Genomic DNA, 17,255 nt, shown 5'->3' on the forward strand with positions numbered 1-17,255 from the left:
ACCTGCGGCGAGGGGATGGTGGCACGAGTACCTCCGGGGGAAACGGAGTTGCGGGTGCGTGCTCTGCCCGTGCTCCAGCACATCTTGTATAACGTTGGAAACAAGGGCAGTTGGCATGAGAACACGCCTCCTGCGCTCTGTCCAGGTGTCTGACACGAGGCGTGGGAGGACTGAGGATGCGCGTGAGTCTGAAGGACGTGGCCGAACGTGCGGGGGTCTCGGTGAAGACCGTCTCGAACGTGGTCAACGACTATCCGCACGTCACCCCGGCCATGCGGGCCCGCGTCCAGTCGGCCATCGACGAGCTGGGCTACCGGCCGAATCTGACCGCCCGTCACCTGCGCAAGGGCCGCACCGGAATCATCGGCCTTGCCGTACCCGAACTCGGCAACTCCTACTTCGCCGAACTGGCCGGCGCCGTCATCGACGCCGCCGCCCAGCACGAGTACACCGTCCTGCTCGACCACACCCAGGGCCGGCGCGAACAGGAGATCCTGGTCTGCCAGGGCTTCCGCGCCCGGGTCATGGACGGCCTGATCCTGAGCCCCCTGGAGCTGGAGACCGAGGACCTGGCCGCCCGCCGCGACGACGCACCGCTGGTCCTGCTCGGCGAACGCCGCTACGACCTGCCCTACGACCACATCGTCATCGACAACATCGCCGCCGCCCGCGCCGCCGTACGCCATCTGCTCTCCCTCGGCAGGCGCCGCATCGCCTTCCTCGGCGCCCGCCAGGACCGCTCCCACCAGCCCGCCCACCTGCGGTTCATCGGCTGGCAGGCCGAACTGGCCGCCTCCGGGGTAGTCGTGGACGAACGGCTCGTCGGCACTACGCGCGGCTGGGGCCACGAGGACGGCGCGCGCGCCATGGCCGAGCTGCTGGACTCCGGCGAGCGGCCGGACGCGGTGTTCGCCTACAACGACCTGGTCGCGCTCGGCGCGATGCGGGTGATGTTCGAACGCGGGCTCAGGGTGCCCGAGGACATCGCCGTGGTCGGCTTCGACGACGTCACCGAGTCCCGGTACGCCGCCGTCACCCTGACCACCGTCTCCCCGGACAAGGAGGCCATCGCCCGTCTCGCCGTCGAGTCCGTCGTCGGCCGGCTCAAGGGCGACCAGAACCACGAGACTCCCCGCGCCGCGCGCCTGCTCCAGCCCGGCTTCACCCTCGTGGAGCGCGAGAGCACCCTCGGACGGCGTCCGCACTCGTTCTGACCAGCGTAAATCCCCTTGCGCAAGCCCTAGTTGGTGTCGATATCGGTTCGGAGACGTCCCGCGCGAGGTGTTTACACGGCACTTCCAACGATGTAAAAAGCATCCTGATCTGGTCACCGCCGGACCGGCCTTCCGCAGTCCCGAAGTGGGGTAAATCGCATGAAGCCGCACTCCCGCACCACCACCAGAAACATCCTCGCCGTGGGGCTCGTCGCCGGGCTGGCGCTCGTCACCGGCTGCACCAAGTCCGAGAGCGACAACACCGCCCCCGCGCAGACGAACAGAGCGGGCGACGACGCGGGCAAGCAGGTCGCCGAGAGCGGCGGCGGCAAGACCTGCGCCATCGGCGACTACGGCGCCGACAAGCTCGACCTGAAGAACGCCGTCGTCGGCTTCTCCCAGTCGGAGAAGGAGGCCAACCCGTTCCGCATCGCGGAGACCGCCTCCATCAAGGCCGAGGCGTCCAAGCGGGGCATCAAGCTGCTCACCGCCAACGCCCAGTCGCAGTTCTCCAAGCAGATCAGCGACGTGCAGGACCTCATCGCCAAGGGCGCCAAGCTCCTCGTCATCGCCCCGCTGAACTCCGACGGCTGGGAGCCGGTGCTCCGCTCCGCCCAGGCCAAGAAGATCCCGATCATCACCATCGACCGGCAGATCAACGCCACCCCCTGCAAGGACTACGTCAGCTTCATCGGCTCCGACTTCGTCGCCCAGGGGCGGCGCGCCGCCGACCAGCTGATCGAGGCCACCGGCGGCAAGGGCGAGATCGCCATCCTGCTCGGCGCGGCCGGCAACAACGTCACCACCGAGCGGACCAAGGGCTTCGAGGACCGCGTCAAGGAGAAGGCCCCCGGACTCAAGATCGTCTTCAAGCAGACCGGCGAGTTCACCCGCGAGAAGGGCCAGTCGGTCACCGAGCAGCTCATCCAGTCCAAGCCCGGCATCAAGGCGGTCTACGCCGAGAACGACGAGATGGGCCTCGGCGCGGTCAACGCCCTCAAGGGCGCCGGCAAGAAGCCCGGTGCCGTGAAGATCGTGACCATCGACGGCACCCGCAACGCCGTGCAGGGCATCGCGGACGGCTGGATCAGCGCCGTCATCGAGTCCAACCCGCGCTTCGGGCCGCTCGCCTTCTCCACCCTGGACTCCTTCACCCAGGGCAAGCCGGTCGGCGAGGACATCGTCATCCAGGACAGCCAGTACACCGGCGCCAACGCCAAGACCGACCTGAACAAGGCGTACTGAGCACCCACTCCTACCGGGCGCCGAGAACCCTCCCCGGTTTCTCGGCGCCCCGAGCAGGCACGTCGCCCATGACCCCATGGAGAGCAGCCGTGACCGCACCACCCGACGAAGTCCTCGCCGTCACCGGCTTGACCAAGCGCTTCCCCGGTGTACTGGCCCTGGACGACGTGACGTTCACCCTGCGGGCGGGCCAGACCCACGCCCTGGTCGGCGAGAACGGCGCGGGAAAGTCCACCCTGATCAAGGTCCTCACCGGCGTGTACCGCCCCGACGAGGGCGAACTGCGCCACCGCGGCGAGGCGGTGGCCTTCGCGACCCCGCTCGCCGCCCAGCACGCCGGGATCTCCACGATCTACCAGGAGGTCAACCTCATTCCCCTGATGAGCGTGGCCCGCAACCTCTGCCTGGACCGCGAGCCCCGCACCCGCCTCGGCCTGATCGACTTCGCCCGCATGCACCGCGAGGCCCAGGAGACGATGGCGGAGTACGGCGTCCACGTCGACGTACGCCGGCCCCTGAGGGAACTCGGCGTCGGCGCCCAGCAGATGGTCGCGCTCGCCCGGGCCGTCTCGGTGGACGCCCGCGTGGTCGTCATGGACGAACCCACCTCCTCGCTCGAACCCCGCGAGGTGGAGACCCTGTTCGGCGTCATCCGGCGCCTGCGCGAACAGGGCATCGCCGTGCTGTACGTCAGCCACCGCATGGACGAGCTGTACGCCATCTGCGACACCGTCACCGTGCTGCGCGACGGCCGCCTGGTGCACACCGGCCCGCTCGCCGAGACCGGACGCCTTCAGCTGGTCTCCCTGATGCTGGGCCGCGAGACGAGCGAGGTCCGCGCCGAGGGCGTCACCAAGTTCGCGGGCGGTCACGACGCGGGGAGCGAACCCGTGCTCAGCGCACGCAATCTGACGCAGCGTCATCAGCTGCACGACGTGTCGCTCGACATCCGCCCCGGCGAGGTCGTCGGTCTCGGCGGGCTGCTCGGCTCGGGACGCACCGAGACCGCCAAGGCCATCGCGGGAGCGCTCCCGCTGGGCTCCGGCGAGGTCACCGTCGCCGGCCGGCCGGTGCGGACCGGGTCGGCGGCCGCCGCGATCCGGGCCGGGATCAGCCTGCTGCCCGAGGACCGCAAGTCCGAGGGCATCGTGCCGGGCCTCTCGGTCCGGGAGAACATCGCCCTGGCCGCTCTGCCCCGCATGTCCCGCTTCGGACTCGTCTCCGAGGCCCGCGTCGACGCGGTCGTCGACAGCTTCATGAAGCGGCTGCGGATCAAGGCCGCGAGCCCGCACCAGAAGGTCGGCGAACTCTCCGGCGGCAACCAGCAGAAGGTGCTGCTCGCCCGCTGGCTCGCCATGCACCCCAAGGTGCTCCTGCTGGACGAACCGACACGCGGCATCGACATCGGCGCCAAGGCCGAGGTGCAGAAGCTCATCGACGAACTCGCCGAGAACGGCCTCGGCGTCCTGCTGATCTCCTCCGACGTGGAGGAACTCATCGAAGGGTCCGACCGGGTGGTGGTGCTCCGGGACGGCGCGGTCGTCGGCGAGCTGACCGGGGACGAGGTCGGCGCCGACCAGCTCCTGCGGGCCATCGCCGAGGCCGCCGAGGAGGAGGCGCCCCACCATGACTGAACTGACCCTGGAGGGCCGGACGTTCCCCGACCGGGGCACGGTCGTCGGCTGGCTCCAGAACTACGGCGTCTATCTCGGACTCGCGGTCCTGCTGCTGTTCAACGTCGTCTTCACCGACCACTTCGTCTCCGGCGAGAACTTCCGCACCCAGGCCGTCCAGGTCTCCCCGGTGCTGATCGTCGCCCTCGGCATGGCCCTGGCCATCGGCACCGAGGGCATCGACCTCTCCGTCGGCGCCGTGATGGCCCTGGCCACCTCCGTCACCTCCCTCTACCTCGGCTACGGGCCCGGGCTCGCCCTGGTGGCCGCGCTGATCGGCGGCGCCGTCATCGGCGTGGCCAACGGCTCGCTCATCGCGTTCGTCGGCGTCCAGCCCATCGTGGCCACCCTCGCGCTCATGGTGGGCGGCCGGGGCATCGCCCTGGTGCTGCTGCCCCAGCTCAAGGACGTGCGCGACCCCGCCATGGCCACGCTGGGCTCCGGCAGCGTGGCCGGCATCCCCTACCTCGCGCTGATCGCGGCCGGCCTCGCGCTCATCGTCGGTTTCGTGGTGCGCCGGACCACCTTCGGCCGCCGGCTCCTGGCCATCGGGGACAGCCGCCCCGCCGCCCAGCTCGCCGGACTCCCCGTGCACCGGGTCCTGATCACCGTGTACGTCTGCTCCGGCGTCCTCGCCGCTGTCGCCGGGTTCCTCGCCACGGCCCGGCTCCAGGCCAGCGACCCCAGCTCACTGGGCAACCTGATGGAACTGTCCGCCATCACCGCCGTGGTCGTCGGCGGCACCCCGCTCACCGGCGGACGCGTACGCATCGGCGGCACGGTGGCCGGCGCCGTCCTCATCCAGCTCCTGACGGCCACCCTCATCAAACACGACCTGCCGTCGTCCTGGACGCAGATCGCCCAGGCCGTGGTCATCGTGCTCGCGGTGTACGCGGCACGGGAGAGGGGCAAGCGGTGATGACCAGCACCAAGGAACACCCCACGACCACCGGACGGACCGCACCCGCCCCCGGCGACGCCACCCGGCGCGGCGACCGGGTGGCCGCCCTCGCCCAGCGGCACGGCGCCCTGGTCGCCCTCGTCGTCCTCGCCGCCGTGGCCTCGCTGTCCTTCGACTCCTTCGCCACCGGCGACAACCTCGGCAACATCGCCGTCTCCTCGTCGTTCCTGGCCACCGTCGCCCTCGGCATGACCTTCGTCATCGTCAGCGGCGGCATCGACCTATCCGTCGGCTCCGTCTTCGTCCTCGGCGGCGTCCTCGCCGCCTGGGGCTCGCAGTACGGCACGGTGGTCGCCCTGCTGCTGCCGCTCACCGTGTGCGCCGCGATCGGTCTGGTCAACGGACTGCTGGTGGCCCGGACCGGCCTCGCACCGTTCATCGTCACCCTCGCCTCGATGCTCGCCGCCCGCGGACTCATGCTGGCCATCACCGACGAGGGCGCCGACACCTTCCTCGTCGACCCGGACTCCGCCTTCGCCTCCCTCGGCCAGGGCAAACTGCTCGGCATCGGAACCCCCGTCTGGATCACCGCCGTTCTCTTCCTGGGCGGTGCCGTGCTGCTGCGGAGCACCCGGTTCGGGCAGCGCGTGTACGCCGTCGGCGGCAACGAACAGGCGGCCGCGCTCATGGGCGCCCCGGTCGCCCGCACCAAGATCAGCGTCTACACCCTGTCCGGGCTGCTCGCCGGCCTCGCCGGGGCCCTGAACGCCGCCTACCTCGCCTCCGGCGTCACCATCCTCGGCTACGGCATGGAGCTGGACGCCATCGCCGCCGTCGTCATCGGCGGCACCCTCCTCACCGGCGGGCTCGGCTACGTCAGCGGCTCCCTCGTCGGTGTGCTGCTGCTGAAGGTCATCCAGAACGTCATCAACCAGATCGGCTCCCTCGACTCCGCCTACCAGCAGGTGGTCAGCGGGGCGTTCCTCGTCCTGGTCGTCGTCGCCCAGACCTGGCTGGCCCGGCGGCGCCGCGTCGGCTGAACGCCCCGCCGCCCGCTCACCCGGCCGCGGTGAGCGCGGCCAGCGCGCTCGCCTGGGTCCGCCAGTCCACCTGGTTCCAACTCCCGCCGGCCCAGCGCTGGCCCAGCCGGTTCAGCGGGTCACGGTCCCTGGCCCACACCGAGTCGGCCTGCCGCACCAGATACGCGCGGTAGGCCGACGACCCGGTGGCCGACGCCAGATCGGCCAGATGCCGGACGAACACGCCCTTGAACTGCTTCTGGTTGTCGTCGCAGCTCGCGCCGCCCACGTCGCACGACTCGGTCAGCACCCCGTCACGGGTCAGCGCGGGGGAGGACAGCGCGGCGTCCGCCAGCCGCTTCGCGGCGTCCAGATAGCGGCCGTCCCCGGTCCAGCGCCACAGCTCGGTGAAGCCGCCGATCGCCAGCCCCTGGTTGTAACTCCACACCGTCTGACCGTTGTTGCCGCACGCGGCGGTCAGACCGTCGTTGACCAGACCGGACGCGTTGACCAGCCCGCTGCGCAGGTACCAGTCCCCGGCCGTCACCGCCCGTGCGCCCCACACCGTGTCACCCGCGAGCCGCTGGTGCAGCGCCGACGTCAGCCACAGATACAGCCCGCTGGTCACCGCGTTCTTGTACGTCCGCTCCCGGTCCCACCACACCCCGCCGCCACAGGTACCCGTGTCCCAGAACCCGCGCACGTAGTCGGTGATGGTGACGGCCTCGTCCAGATACCGCCGCTCGCCCGTCCGGTCGTACGCGGCCACCCAGGCGATGGCCCACCATGCCGCGTCGTCCACGGCACGGCTGATGAAATGCCCCTCCACCGGGTCCGAACTGCGCCCGCCCGCGGGGAAGACGCCCTTGTTCTGGTCGAAGGTCCGCGCGATCACCCAGTCGTAGTCGCCCCGCCCCGTGCTCCGCGCAAAGTCGGCCAGCGAGGTCAGCGCCACCGCCGAGTTCCACCAACTGCTGCGCCACCAGCCCTCATCGGTGCGGTACGACGCCATCAGCGCGTCCGCCGCGCCCCGTGCCCTGGTCGCAGCCGGACGCGCCCACGCCGTACAACTCCCGTCCTGGTGCGCCGACTCACGCCCACACGCGCGCACGGCGCCGCCGTACAGCAGCCCCCTCGGGTCCCGCGTGGCGAACATCGCCGTGCGCGCCGAGGCCGCGCCGGACGGCACGCTCGTCCTGCCCAGCGACGACCCCTCCGGCCAGCTCGCACCCTCGTCCCAGGAGCGGTCGAGCCAGATCTCGTCTCCCGCGCCGCCGTTCTCCAGGACACCCCAGGCCGTGCCGTTCGCCTGGTCCATGTGCAGGCTGATCGTGCGCCCGTACAGGGTGGCCGCCGGCACCGGACGCTCGTCGCGGGCCGCCGTCGCCGGGTCGGCGCCGTCGCACGACGTGCCGTCGCACACCCGTGGGCGGAACCAGTCCGTGCAGGCCACCCCGGCCGCGTCCGCGCAGGCCCGGACCCAGCCGCGCCGGTGGCCCACGGGATCGGTGACGTTGTACATCAGCGTCCGGGTGCCGGTCCACGACGCGGGGATGCTCGCCTTCCCCAGCAGCCCGTCCCAGCTCGCCCCCCGGTCCCAGGAGCGGTCCAGCCACACCGCGTCGCCCTGCCTGCCCTGGTCCACACTGGCCCATGCCATGCTGTCCGGTTCGGAGACGTGCAGCCTGAGCAGGCGGCCGTTGACGGTACGGTCCGGCACCGGGAACGACTCCTGGCGCGCCCGGGACGGATCGAGGGTGTCGCAGGAGAGCGCGCACACCGCCGACGCGGCACGAGCGTGCACCGGCAGCGCGAGCACCCCGCCAAGAGCGAGGGCGAGGGCCAGCAGCGCGCCGAGGGCGCGGGAGCCGAGGAAGGAAGGGCGGGGTCCGGGAACCGGCATGGCGAGTCCTCCAACGTTGAACAAGCCCGTCAGTCGCACGACAGCACCGCACGCGGGAGCTGTACAGCGTCAAAAGCAGCCACAGACGGAACCGGACGGAACACGCGTCGCGCGCGCTTCACGCCAACTACCCTGACAACGCTGTCCGTTCCGGATCTGGACACCGGAAAGCGGAGCGTGGTCTCATGCCGGAGAGCCGTGTTTACAACGTTGTATCGCTCTCTCGCACCTGTGCTGCACCCGTCGTCTCCGCATGTCCGTCGCGCTCGCCAGAGCGCCACCGCCCCCTGGAGCGTGTGCCGTGCGACCACCCTTCCCCCGGACCCTCCGCCCGCCGCGCGGACCGGTCATCGCCCTCGTCCTGGCCTGCGCGGGCGTCGCGCTCGCCCCCGTCGGCGCCGACGCCGCGACCCCGGCCGCCAAGGCCCGCGCGGCCACCGTGACCGTGCCGGGCGCCCGGTTCCAGGTGCTGTCCCCGACCCTGATCCGCACCGAGTACGCCGGGGACGACCGCTTCGAGGACAGCGCCAGCTTCAACGCCGTCGGCCGCGGCGCCTTCACCCCGCCCCCCTACACCTCCTCCGTCAAGGACGGCGTCCTCACCGTCACCACCAGCGCCCTGACCCTGCGCTACAAGGTGGGCTCCGGACCCTTCACCGCCGGCAACCTGACCGTCCGGCTGAAGGCCGGGCAGCAGCAGGTGACGGCCTCGCCCTGGCAGCGCCCCGACTGCGCGGCGGGCACCCTGTGCGAGGCCGAGGGCCAGCTCCACGACGGCCCCGGCGTCGCCGTCGACCACACCGGATACACCGGCAAGGGCTTCCTCGCGGGCTTCGGCGTGGCCAACAACTCCCTGACCACGGACGTACGTTCCCCCGAGGCCGGCGCCTACGAGTACGCCGTGCGGTACGCCAACGCGGTCGGCGCCGACGGCCGCCACGAGACCCGCACCCTCAGCCTCAGCGTCGACGGCGGCGCCACCCGGACCTTCAGCCTCCCGGCCACCGCCGACTGGAACACCTGGGGCGTGGCCCGGGTGCCGCTGAGCCTCGGCGCGGGCAACCACACCGTACGGCTCCAGCGCGGCGCCACCGACTCCGGCCAGGTCAACATCGACAGCGCCGCCCTGGTGAAGCCGGGCGCCGACTACCCGGCCCGCGACCGCGGCGCCGTCGCCGGATGCGCGTTCGGCACCGGCTGCGAGGCCGAGGACGCGCTCCTCGCGGGCTCCGCGGTCGTCGCCACCGACCACCGCGGGCACTCCGGCGACGCGTTCGCCGCCGAGCTGAACAAGGACGCCCGCGTCACCCACCGCATCGTCGACGTCCCCCGCGACGGCACCTACCGCCTCCACCTGCGCTACGCCAACGGCACCGGCGGTGACGGCCGCCACGAGCAGCGCACCATGGAGGTCCGCCCCGGCAACGGCACCCCCACCACCCTCACCCTCGACCCCACCGCCGACTGGGACACCTGGCGGACCGCCTCCACCACCGTCGAGCTGAAGGCGGGCGCCGACGACATCGCCCTCGCCTGCCCCGACACCGCGAGCTGCCACGTCAACGTCGACACCCTCGGCGTGACCGCCACGGCCGACCCGGCACCCCAGCCCCACCTCGCCCTCGGCGGCTACCGCCGCAGCCTCGACGGCCTCGACGGCGACCGCGACCCCGACCCGCGTGTCACCCCCGGCCTGCTGCACCGCGACGGCTGGTACCTGCTGGACGACACCCCCTCCGCCGTCTACGACTCCCGTGCGGGCAAGGCCACTTCACGCCCCGGGCACGCCGGCAAGCCCTACCAGGACGGCTACCTCTTCGGCTTCGGCCACGACTACGAGCAGGGCCTCACCGACCTCGCCACCCTGACCGGACCGCCCGCGCTGCTTCCCCGCTGGGCCTACGGCGTCTGGTACTCCGAGTACATCGACCGCACCCAGAAGGACTACCGGGACACCGTGCTGCCCGCCTTCCGCTCCGTCGGCGCACCCCTGGACGTGCTCGTCACCGACACCGACTTCAAGGCACCCAACACCTGGAGCGGCTGGAACTTCGACAGCACCAAGTACCCCGATCCCAAGGGCTTCTTCGACTGGTCCACCGCCGAGGGCCTGCACAACACCCTGAACGTGCACCCCAGCATCCTGGAGTCCGACCCGCAGTACGCGAAGGCCCAGCAGACCGCCAAGGGCAAGCTCGCCAAGGGCGGCTGCGCGGGGTCGGCCGGCTCGGAGTGCCGCACGTTCGACTTCGGCGACCCGGACCAGCTCAAGGCGTACCTCGATCTGCACCGGCCCTTCGACCGCGCCGGGAACGACTTCTGGTGGCTCGACTGGTGCTGCGACGCCTCCCGCTCCTCGCAGCCCGGCGTCACCCCGGACGCCTGGATCAACCAGAAGTACGCCGACCTCACCGCCGAGACCGCCGAGCGCCCCTTCGTGCTCTCCCGCGCCTACGGCTCTCTCCAGGCGGGCGGCTACAGCGGCGGCGTCGGCCTGCCCACCGGCCCCTGGGCCGACAAGCGCACCACGCTCCACTTCTCCGGCGACACCTCCTCCACCTGGGGCACCCTGAGCGCCGAGGTCGGCTACACCCCGGCCGAGTCCGCCGCCACCGGCATGGCCGCCATCAGCCACGACATCGGCGGCCACAACGACGGACACGGCATCCCCGGCGCCGAGACCTACACCACCGACGACGGCCGCACCCACCGCACCACCAAGCTGCCCGACGACCTGTACGCCCGCTGGGTCCAGTTCGGCACCTTCCAGCCCATCGACCGCCTGCACTCCAACCACAGCGACCGGCTGCCCTCGCAGTACGGCGACGCGGCCCGCGACTCCGCCGCCGAGTTCCTCCGGCTGCGCGAGTCCCTCGTCCCGTACACGTACACCCTCGCCCAGCAGGCCGCCACCACCGGCGTCCCCATCGTCCGGCCCCTCTACCTCGACCACCCCGAGGAGGAGAACGCCTACACCAGGGCGGGCAGCGAGTACCTGTACGGCCCCGACATGCTGGTCGCCCCGGTCACCACGCCCGGCACCAGCAGCACCACTTCCGTCTGGTTCCCGCCCGGCACCTGGACCGACTACTTCACCGGCCGCACCTACACCGCCGGCACCGGCGGCGCCACGTACGACGTGACCACCACCCTCGACACCATGCCGGTCTTCCTCCGCGCGGGGGGCATCGTCACCACCCGCCTCGGCGACGCCGCCCACGACGCGGGCACCCCGCTCGACCGGGTCGGCGTCACCGTCGCCACCGGCGCGCCCGGCGCCTTCACCCTCTACGAGGACGACGGCGTCACCACCCCCGCCCGCCACCGCTCGGCCACCACCCGCATCACCCACACCGGCCGCACCCTGCGCATCGCCCCCACCCAGGGCACCTACAAGGGCCTTCCCGCCCGCCGCACCTGGACCGTCACCTTCCAGGGCCTGGCCGGACCCCCGGCCCACGTCACGGCGAACGGCGCCGAACTCGCGCCCTCCGCCTGGCAGTGGGACACCACCACCCGCACCCTGAAGGTCACCACCCCGAGGACCGGCGTCCACCAGCCGGTGTCGGTCACCTACCGGTAGGCCGCACCGCGACACACCGCACCGCGACGCACCGAGCGGGCCCGCGCGACGACCTCGCGCGGGCCTCGCGGGCCGCGTGGCGTCCGAGTGACCCGGCGCCGGAGAGCGGCACGGCCTCCCCGAGCGGTCCGCACCGCCGGGGCAGCCTTGAGGCCATGTCTCATCACCTCAGCGGCCCGGACCTGCGCTCACCCATGGGCGACGCCCGGCTGGACATGACCGACCTGTTCGCGTTCACGGTGCCGGGCGACCGCACCGTACTGATCATGAACGCGCACCCCGCCGTCCCGAAGGAAGGCTCCGCCTTCCACCCCGACGCGGTCTACCGGATCAACGTCGACACCGACGGGGACCACCGCGCGGACATCGCGTTCAGCTTCGTCTTCTCCCCGCCCCGGGACGGGCGGCAGACCGTGAGCGTCCACCGGGCGACCGGACAGCAGGCCCGCGACCACGAGGCGGCCGGCGAGCAGATCATCAGCGACGCCCCCGTCGCCTTCGGCACCGGGCCCGAGGTCGTCACCGCAGGACCGTACCTGTTCTCCGCCGCGCTGCGCAGCGACCCCTTCTTCGCCGACCTCGAAGGCATCGCCAACGAGTTCCAGTGGACCGGCAAGGACTGGGGCGCCGACAAGAACGTCCTCAGCATCGCGCTGGAGATGCCGAGCCAGGAACTGGGCGCCGACCCGGTCATCGGTGTGTGGGGACGCGTGAGCCTGCGCACGGACGGCGAACTGAAGTCGGTCGACCGCGGCGCCCACCCGTCGCTCACCGCATACTTCAACCCCGAGAACAGCGTCAAGACCGCCTACAACGAGGGCGAGCCCGCCGACGACCGCGACACCTACCTGCGGAAGTGGACCGAGGTGCTCCAGCACACCGGCGGTTACGAGGCCGCGGCCGCCGAGGAGACGCTGGCCATGGTCCTGCCCGACGTCCTCCGCTTCGACCGCTCCCGGCCCGCGGCCTACCCCAACGGACGCACCCCCACCGACGACGTCACCTCCGCCCGCCTGACCATGGTCTCCGGCGGGCAGATCACCACCGACCACATCGGCCCGCACACCGACCTCGAAGACCGGTTCCCCTACCTCGGCACCCCCCACGCCGAGCCGGCGAGTCTCTGACCCCGCACCCCAACTCGCCGCACCCCCAAGGGAAGAGGGCCCGCGCGACGGCACCGCGCGGGCCTCCACTACGCTCGGAGACGCCCGAACCCAGGACGCCGACCGAGGGGAAGACCTTGACCGACTACCGCGACGGCGTCGTCGTCTTCTGGCGCCCCCTGTGCCCCTTCTGCATCAAGCTCCGGCTCCGCCTGCGGCTCGCCCGGCTGCCCCGAACCGAGGTCAACATCTGGCGCGACCCCGACGCGGCCGCCTTCGTCCGCCTCGTGGCCGACGGCAACGAGACCGTCCCCACCGTGACCGTGGCGGGCCACGCGATGGTCAACCCGTCGATGCGGCAGATCCGTGAGGCCGTCCGGACGCACGCCCCGCATCTGCTGAAGCCGGGCCGCTGACCCGCTGTTCGCCCGACCCCCGCACGATCAGCCGGGTCGGCACCGTGACCGTACGGGCACGGGAACGGTCACCGTCCAGCCGGGCCAGGGCCGTGGCGGCCGCCGTACGGCCGATCTCGCCCGGGTCCTGGGCCACGACCGTCAACGCCGGCTCCAGCGCCTCCGCGAGCGCCACGTCGTCGAACGCGACCACCGCCACATCCTTGCGGCCGCCGCGGGCCAGCCCCGCGACCACGCCCAGCGCCACGATGTTGTTGCCCGCGAACAGCGCCGTCGGCGGATCGGGCAGCGCCAGCAGCCGCGCCGTCGCCTCGCCCGCGTCGTGCTGGTCGTGGGCGTTGGCGATCAGCGTCCGGTCCTCGGGCAGCCCCGCCTCCCGCAGCGCCTGGCGGTAACCGGCCAGCCGCTCGCGCCGCGTGTAGAGCCGGGTGGGCAGATCCCCGACGAACCCGATCCGCCGGTGCCCGTACGCCGCCAGGTGCGCCACCCCCGCGCGAGCGCCCTCCCGGTTGGAGCTGACCACGCAGTCCGTCGCCAGCCCCGCCCCCGGCCGGTCCACGAACACCACCGGCAGCCCCTCGGCCCGGTGCGGCCGCAGATGCGCGTGGTCCGCCCCGACCGACGGCACCACCAGCAGGACACTGACCCGGCGCGCCAGGAACTTGTCCGTCAGCGCCCGCTCCCGCTCCGGATCGTCGGCCGAGGAACCCATCAGCAGCGTCAGCCCGCGCTCACGCGCCCGGTCCTCGATACTGCCCGCCACCGCCCCGAAGAACGGGTTGCCGAGGTCCGGCACGACCAGCCCGATCGTGGTGTCCGGGCCACCCACGCGGATGTTGCGCGCCATCAGATTGGGCTGGAAGCCCAGCCGCGCCACCGCCGCCAGCACCCGCTCCCGGGTGGCCGCCGAGGCGGGCCCGTCCTCGTTGAGGACACGGGAGACCGTCTTGGCGCTCACCCCGACCTCACGGGCGACATCGGCCAGGGTCGGGCGGCGGTTCGCGGCCATGCGGGACATGTCTCCTGTGCTCGTCGGCTCCGGCCGGGCACCCCGGGCCGGTGAAGTCAGGTGGCCTGGACCCCGGCCGCCTTCGCGGCCTCCGAGTCCGCGACGACCGTACCTCCGCTCTCGTCCACCGTGAGCGCCCCTGTCATGATCGCGACCACCTCCGCCATCGAGTAATCCGACGGCCTGATCACCGCCGCCCGCCGTCCCAGCCGGTGCACGTGCACGCGGTCCGCGATCTCGAAGACGTGCGGCATGTTGTGACTGATCAGCACCACCGGCAGCCCCTTGTCCCGTACCCGCCGGATGAGGTCGAGCACCTGCCCGGACTCCTTCACCCCGAGCGCGGCCGTCGGCTCGTCCATCACCACGACACTGCGCGCCCACGCCACCGACCTGGCCACCGCGACCGCCTGCCGCTGCCCGCCGGACAGCGTCTCCACGGCCTGGGTGAGCGAACGCAGCCCGATCTTCAGATCGGCCATGTGCTCGGCGGCCTCCTGCCGCATCCGCTTCTTGTCCAGCATGCGGAAGACACTGCCCAGCACGCCGGGCCGGCGCAGCTCCCGGCCCAGGAACATGTTGGACGCGATGTCCATCGACGCCGCGACCGCCAGATCCTGATGGACCGTCTCGATGCCGTGCGCGCGGGCGCTCTGCGGCCCGGTGAACCGGATCGGCTCGCCGTTCAGCCGGATCTCGCCCGCGTCCGGCACGACGGCCCCGGTCAGCGCCTTGATGAGGCTCGTCTTCCCGGCGCCGTTGTCCCCGATCACCGCCAGCACCTCACCGGGCAGCAGATCGAAGTCGGCGCCGTCGATGGCGGTCACCTGGCCGTAGCGCTTGACCAGCCCGCGGGCCTGGAGGACGGGCGTGGGGGAGTCGGCGGAGGTCATCGGGCCTTCTTCCGGGAGATCTGGTCGACGGTCACCGCGAGGATCACCAGGACCCCGGTGATCAGCGTCTGGTAGATGGACGCGACCCCCATCAGCTGGAGGCCGTTGCGGAACACACCCACGATGAGCACACCGATGAACGTGCCCAGCACCGAACCGCGCCCGCCGAACAGGGACGTCCCGCCGATGACCACGGCGGTGATGCTGTCGAGGTTGTCCGTCTGCCCGGCCTGCGGATCACCCACGCCGGTACGGGAGATGAGCAGCAGCGCGGCCACCCCGTACAGCAGACCGGCCACCGTGTACACGCCGATGGCGAGCCGCGAGGTGCGTACGCCGTTCAGCCGGGCCGCCTCCACGCTGTTGCCGAGCGCGTACACGTGCCGGCCCCAGCCGGTGCTGCTCAGCGCGTAGGCGAACAGCAGGAACAGGGCGATCGTGACCAGCGAGCCGTAGGTGATGTCGGTGTGCCCCAGCGGGAAGGTGCCGCCGAGCGCGGTCAGCGGGCCGGGCAGCTCGGTGACCGTCTGCTCCTTGGAGTAGATGTGGGTCAGCGCGAACGCCACGTTCAGCATGCCGAGGGTGACGATGAACGGCGGCAGCGGCACCTTCTCCGCCAGCACGCCGTTCAGCAGCCCGAATCCGGCGCAGACCGCCAGCCCCAGACCGATGGCGAGCAGCGGCGGCAGCGACCCCTCGGCCGCCATCCGCGCCATCATGATGCTGCCGAACGCCATCACCGCCCCGCACGACAGGTCGATCCCCGCCGTCAGGATGATCAGGGTCTGCCCGATCGCGAGCGTGCCCACCACCATGACCTGCTGCACGATCAGCGAGAAGTTCCCGCCGGTCAGGAACTGGTCCGTGGAGAAGGAGAAGAAGACACAGGCGATCAGGAGGGCGGCCAGGGGACCGGTGGTGGGTGCCGTGAGCAGACGGCGCGCGGTGCTCGGCGCCGGGAGCCCGGCGTACGGCGTGGTCGTGGCGGTCATACGACGTCCTTGTCGGTGGGCTTTCCGGAGATCGGTCCGGGGGACGCGGGCGGGGTGGGCGGCCGGTCCGGCGGGGGAGTGGCCGGGCCGGCCGCCCGGTCAGGAGGAGCCGGGGATCAGCCCCAGCAGTTGTCCAGGCCGTACGCGGTGTCCTTCGCGTCCACGCCGGACTGCGCCTTGTCGGTGATGAGGGTGACCCCGGTGTCGGTGTAACCGGACGCCTTCTTGCCGTCCTTGGCGTACGACACCACCGCCTTCACTCCCTCGGCGGCCATCTTCAGCGGGTACTGCTGCGAAGTCGCGGCGATCTTCCCGGCCTTGACCGCTCCGGTGCCGGTGCAGCCGCCGTCCACGGAGACGATCAGCACGTCCTTCTCCCGGCCCTTCGCCTTCAGCGCGGTGTAGGCGCCCAGCGCGGCGGGCTCGTTGATCGTGTAGACGACATTGATGCCCGGCTCCTTCTGCAGGCAGTTCTCCATCGCGGTCTGCCCCTTGGACTGGTCACCGGCGGTGTCCTGCGAGCAGACCACGGACGGGTCCTTCGCGCCGACGCCGAAGCCCTTCAGGAACCCGTCGTGCCGCTGCACGCCCACCGTGACACCGGGCGCCAGGTCCAGCGTGGCGATCTTCGCCTTCCTGCCCTTCATCGCCGCCTTGGCGTACGCGCCGATCAGCTCGCCCGCCTTGGTGTTGTCCGTGGCGAACAGCGCGTCGACCGCGCTCTCCGGGTCCGTCGGCGTGTCCAGCGCGATCACCAGCACGCCCTTGGCGCGGGCCTTCGCCAGCGCGGGCACGATCGCCTTGGAGTCGCTCGGCGTGATCAGGATGCCCTTCACCCCGGACGCCACCATGTTCTCGATCGCGGTGACCTGCGAGGCGTTGTCCCCGTCGAACTTGCCGGCCGCGGTCATCAGCCGAGCGCCGTTCTCCTTGGCCGACTTCTCCGCGCCCTCCCTCATCTTCACGAAGAACGGGTTGGTGTCGGTCTTGGTGATCAGCCCGACCTTGATTCCGCCCGAACCCGGCCCGGACGACCCCGCGCCCGAGCCGGAGCCGCACGCCGTGAGGGCCAGGGCCGCGGCGCCCGTGCACGCGGCCACTCTCAGCAGGGACAGGTGCGGGCGAGGATTGCGAGACATGAACGACTCCTGCGGGATTGCGAGCGGCGCGGCCGGCATCGGAGCATGCCGGTCCCGAGGTGTCATCGTTGACTTATGTCATCGTTGACACGGCATGGCGAGGATGATGGACGGCCGCTCAGGGCGGCGTCAATGCCCTGTGCCTGTCACGAATCGGCAACG

The 17,255-nt window shown here is 71.6% G+C and carries 13 protein-coding genes; 8 read left to right on the top strand and 5 right to left on the bottom strand.

Annotation, left to right across the window (positions count from 1 at the left end; all coding sequences use genetic code 11):
- Positions 1 to 176: 176 nt before the first annotated feature.
- The 5 genes from ABZ898_RS12100 (at position 177) to ABZ898_RS12120 (ending at position 6,073) form a co-directional block, all read left to right on the top strand.
- Positions 177 to 1,214, top strand: a complete 1,038-nt coding sequence (locus tag ABZ898_RS12100; protein WP_361656208.1) for a LacI family DNA-binding transcriptional regulator — start codon at positions 177 to 179, stop codon at positions 1,212 to 1,214.
- A 159-nt stretch (positions 1,215 to 1,373) separates the two neighbouring features.
- On the top strand, positions 1,374 to 2,459 hold the full coding sequence (locus tag ABZ898_RS12105; protein WP_361656210.1) for an ABC transporter substrate-binding protein: 1,086 nt from the start codon (positions 1,374 to 1,376) through the stop codon (positions 2,457 to 2,459).
- Between the two features lie 68 nt (positions 2,460 to 2,527).
- Positions 2,528 to 4,093: a sugar ABC transporter ATP-binding protein gene (locus tag ABZ898_RS12110; RefSeq protein WP_361656213.1), complete on the top strand. Its 1,566-nt coding sequence runs from the start codon at positions 2,528 to 2,530 to the stop codon at positions 4,091 to 4,093.
- Positions 4,086 to 5,051, top strand: a complete 966-nt coding sequence (locus tag ABZ898_RS12115; RefSeq protein WP_361656216.1) for an ABC transporter permease — start codon at positions 4,086 to 4,088, stop codon at positions 5,049 to 5,051. Before ABZ898_RS12110 ends, ABZ898_RS12115 begins: the two co-directional genes overlap by 8 nt.
- A complete protein-coding gene (locus tag ABZ898_RS12120) occupies positions 5,051 to 6,073 on the top strand; it encodes an ABC transporter permease (RefSeq protein WP_361656218.1) in 1,023 nt (340 codons plus the stop codon). The genes ABZ898_RS12115 and ABZ898_RS12120 overlap by 1 nt, the downstream gene beginning before the upstream one ends.
- Before the next feature lie 16 nt (positions 6,074 to 6,089).
- Here the strand turns inward: ABZ898_RS12120 and ABZ898_RS12125 are convergent, their stop codons facing one another.
- The gene (locus ABZ898_RS12125; protein ID WP_361656220.1) at positions 6,090 to 7,955 is read right to left on the bottom strand and encodes a glycoside hydrolase family 76 protein; all 1,866 of its coding nucleotides are present in this window, start codon (positions 7,953 to 7,955) and stop codon (positions 6,090 to 6,092) included.
- A gap of 301 nt (positions 7,956 to 8,256) precedes the next feature.
- On the opposite strand from ABZ898_RS12125, the gene ABZ898_RS12130 reads away from it, so the two are divergent.
- The 3 genes from ABZ898_RS12130 (at position 8,257) to ABZ898_RS12140 (ending at position 13,060) form a co-directional block, all read left to right on the top strand.
- Positions 8,257 to 11,538 (top strand): TIM-barrel domain-containing protein, encoded by a 3,282-nt coding sequence (locus tag ABZ898_RS12130; RefSeq protein WP_361656223.1) that lies wholly within the window; start codon positions 8,257 to 8,259, stop codon positions 11,536 to 11,538.
- A 155-nt stretch (positions 11,539 to 11,693) separates the two neighbouring features.
- A complete protein-coding gene (locus ABZ898_RS12135; protein WP_361656226.1) occupies positions 11,694 to 12,665 on the top strand; it encodes a DUF4331 family protein in 972 nt (323 codons plus the stop codon).
- Between the two features lie 116 nt (positions 12,666 to 12,781).
- Positions 12,782 to 13,060, top strand: a complete 279-nt coding sequence (locus ABZ898_RS12140) for a glutaredoxin domain-containing protein (RefSeq protein ID WP_361656229.1) — start codon at positions 12,782 to 12,784, stop codon at positions 13,058 to 13,060.
- Here the strand turns inward: ABZ898_RS12140 and ABZ898_RS12145 are convergent.
- From ABZ898_RS12145 to ABZ898_RS12160, 4 genes are all read right to left on the bottom strand, one after another.
- Positions 12,987 to 14,069, bottom strand: coding sequence for a LacI family DNA-binding transcriptional regulator (locus ABZ898_RS12145; RefSeq protein ID WP_361656231.1), 1,083 nt, complete (start codon positions 14,067 to 14,069; stop codon positions 12,987 to 12,989). The two genes, ABZ898_RS12140 and ABZ898_RS12145, sit on opposite strands and share 74 nt — an antisense overlap.
- 56 nt (positions 14,070 to 14,125) lie before the next feature.
- On the bottom strand, positions 14,126 to 14,962 hold the full coding sequence (locus ABZ898_RS12150; RefSeq protein ID WP_361656234.1) for an ATP-binding cassette domain-containing protein: 837 nt from the start codon (positions 14,960 to 14,962) through the stop codon (positions 14,126 to 14,128).
- Complete coding sequence (locus tag ABZ898_RS12155) at positions 14,959 to 15,954, bottom strand: ABC transporter permease (protein ID WP_361656237.1); 996 nt, start codon at positions 15,952 to 15,954, stop codon at positions 14,959 to 14,961. The genes ABZ898_RS12150 and ABZ898_RS12155 overlap by 4 nt, the downstream gene beginning before the upstream one ends.
- A gap of 116 nt (positions 15,955 to 16,070) precedes the next feature.
- Positions 16,071 to 17,093, bottom strand: a complete 1,023-nt coding sequence (locus ABZ898_RS12160; protein ID WP_361656239.1) for a sugar ABC transporter substrate-binding protein — start codon at positions 17,091 to 17,093, stop codon at positions 16,071 to 16,073.
- Positions 17,094 to 17,255 lie beyond the last annotated feature (162 nt).

The sequence above is a fragment of the Streptomyces sp. NPDC046860 genome (assembly GCF_040645115.1).
Taxonomy (GTDB): Bacteria; Actinomycetota; Actinomycetes; order Streptomycetales; family Streptomycetaceae; genus Streptomyces.

What these genes read in the sequence shown, in the direction of transcription:
- ABZ898_RS12160 (WP_361656239.1), bottom strand. Translation starts at nt 17,093, where the DNA reads ATGTCTCGCAATCCTCGCCCGCACCTGTCCCTGCTGAGAGTGGCCGCG.
- ABZ898_RS12100 (WP_361656208.1), top strand. Translation starts at nt 177, where the DNA reads ATGCGCGTGAGTCTGAAGGACGTGGCCGAACGTGCGGGGGTCTCGGTG.
- ABZ898_RS12135 (WP_361656226.1), top strand. Translation starts at nt 11,694, where the DNA reads ATGTCTCATCACCTCAGCGGCCCGGACCTGCGCTCACCCATGGGCGAC.
- ABZ898_RS12120 (WP_361656218.1), top strand. Translation starts at nt 5,051, where the DNA reads ATGACCAGCACCAAGGAACACCCCACGACCACCGGACGGACCGCACCC.
- ABZ898_RS12155 (WP_361656237.1), bottom strand. Translation starts at nt 15,954, where the DNA reads ATGACCGCCACGACCACGCCGTACGCCGGGCTCCCGGCGCCGAGCACC.
- ABZ898_RS12110 (WP_361656213.1), top strand. Translation starts at nt 2,528, where the DNA reads ATGACCCCATGGAGAGCAGCCGTGACCGCACCACCCGACGAAGTCCTC.
- ABZ898_RS12125 (WP_361656220.1), bottom strand. Translation starts at nt 7,955, where the DNA reads ATGCCGGTTCCCGGACCCCGCCCTTCCTTCCTCGGCTCCCGCGCCCTC.
- ABZ898_RS12145 (WP_361656231.1), bottom strand. Translation starts at nt 14,069, where the DNA reads ATGGCCGCGAACCGCCGCCCGACCCTGGCCGATGTCGCCCGTGAGGTC.
- ABZ898_RS12115 (WP_361656216.1), top strand. Translation starts at nt 4,086, where the DNA reads ATGACTGAACTGACCCTGGAGGGCCGGACGTTCCCCGACCGGGGCACG.
- ABZ898_RS12150 (WP_361656234.1), bottom strand. Translation starts at nt 14,962, where the DNA reads ATGACCTCCGCCGACTCCCCCACGCCCGTCCTCCAGGCCCGCGGGCTG.
- ABZ898_RS12105 (WP_361656210.1), top strand. Translation starts at nt 1,374, where the DNA reads ATGAAGCCGCACTCCCGCACCACCACCAGAAACATCCTCGCCGTGGGG.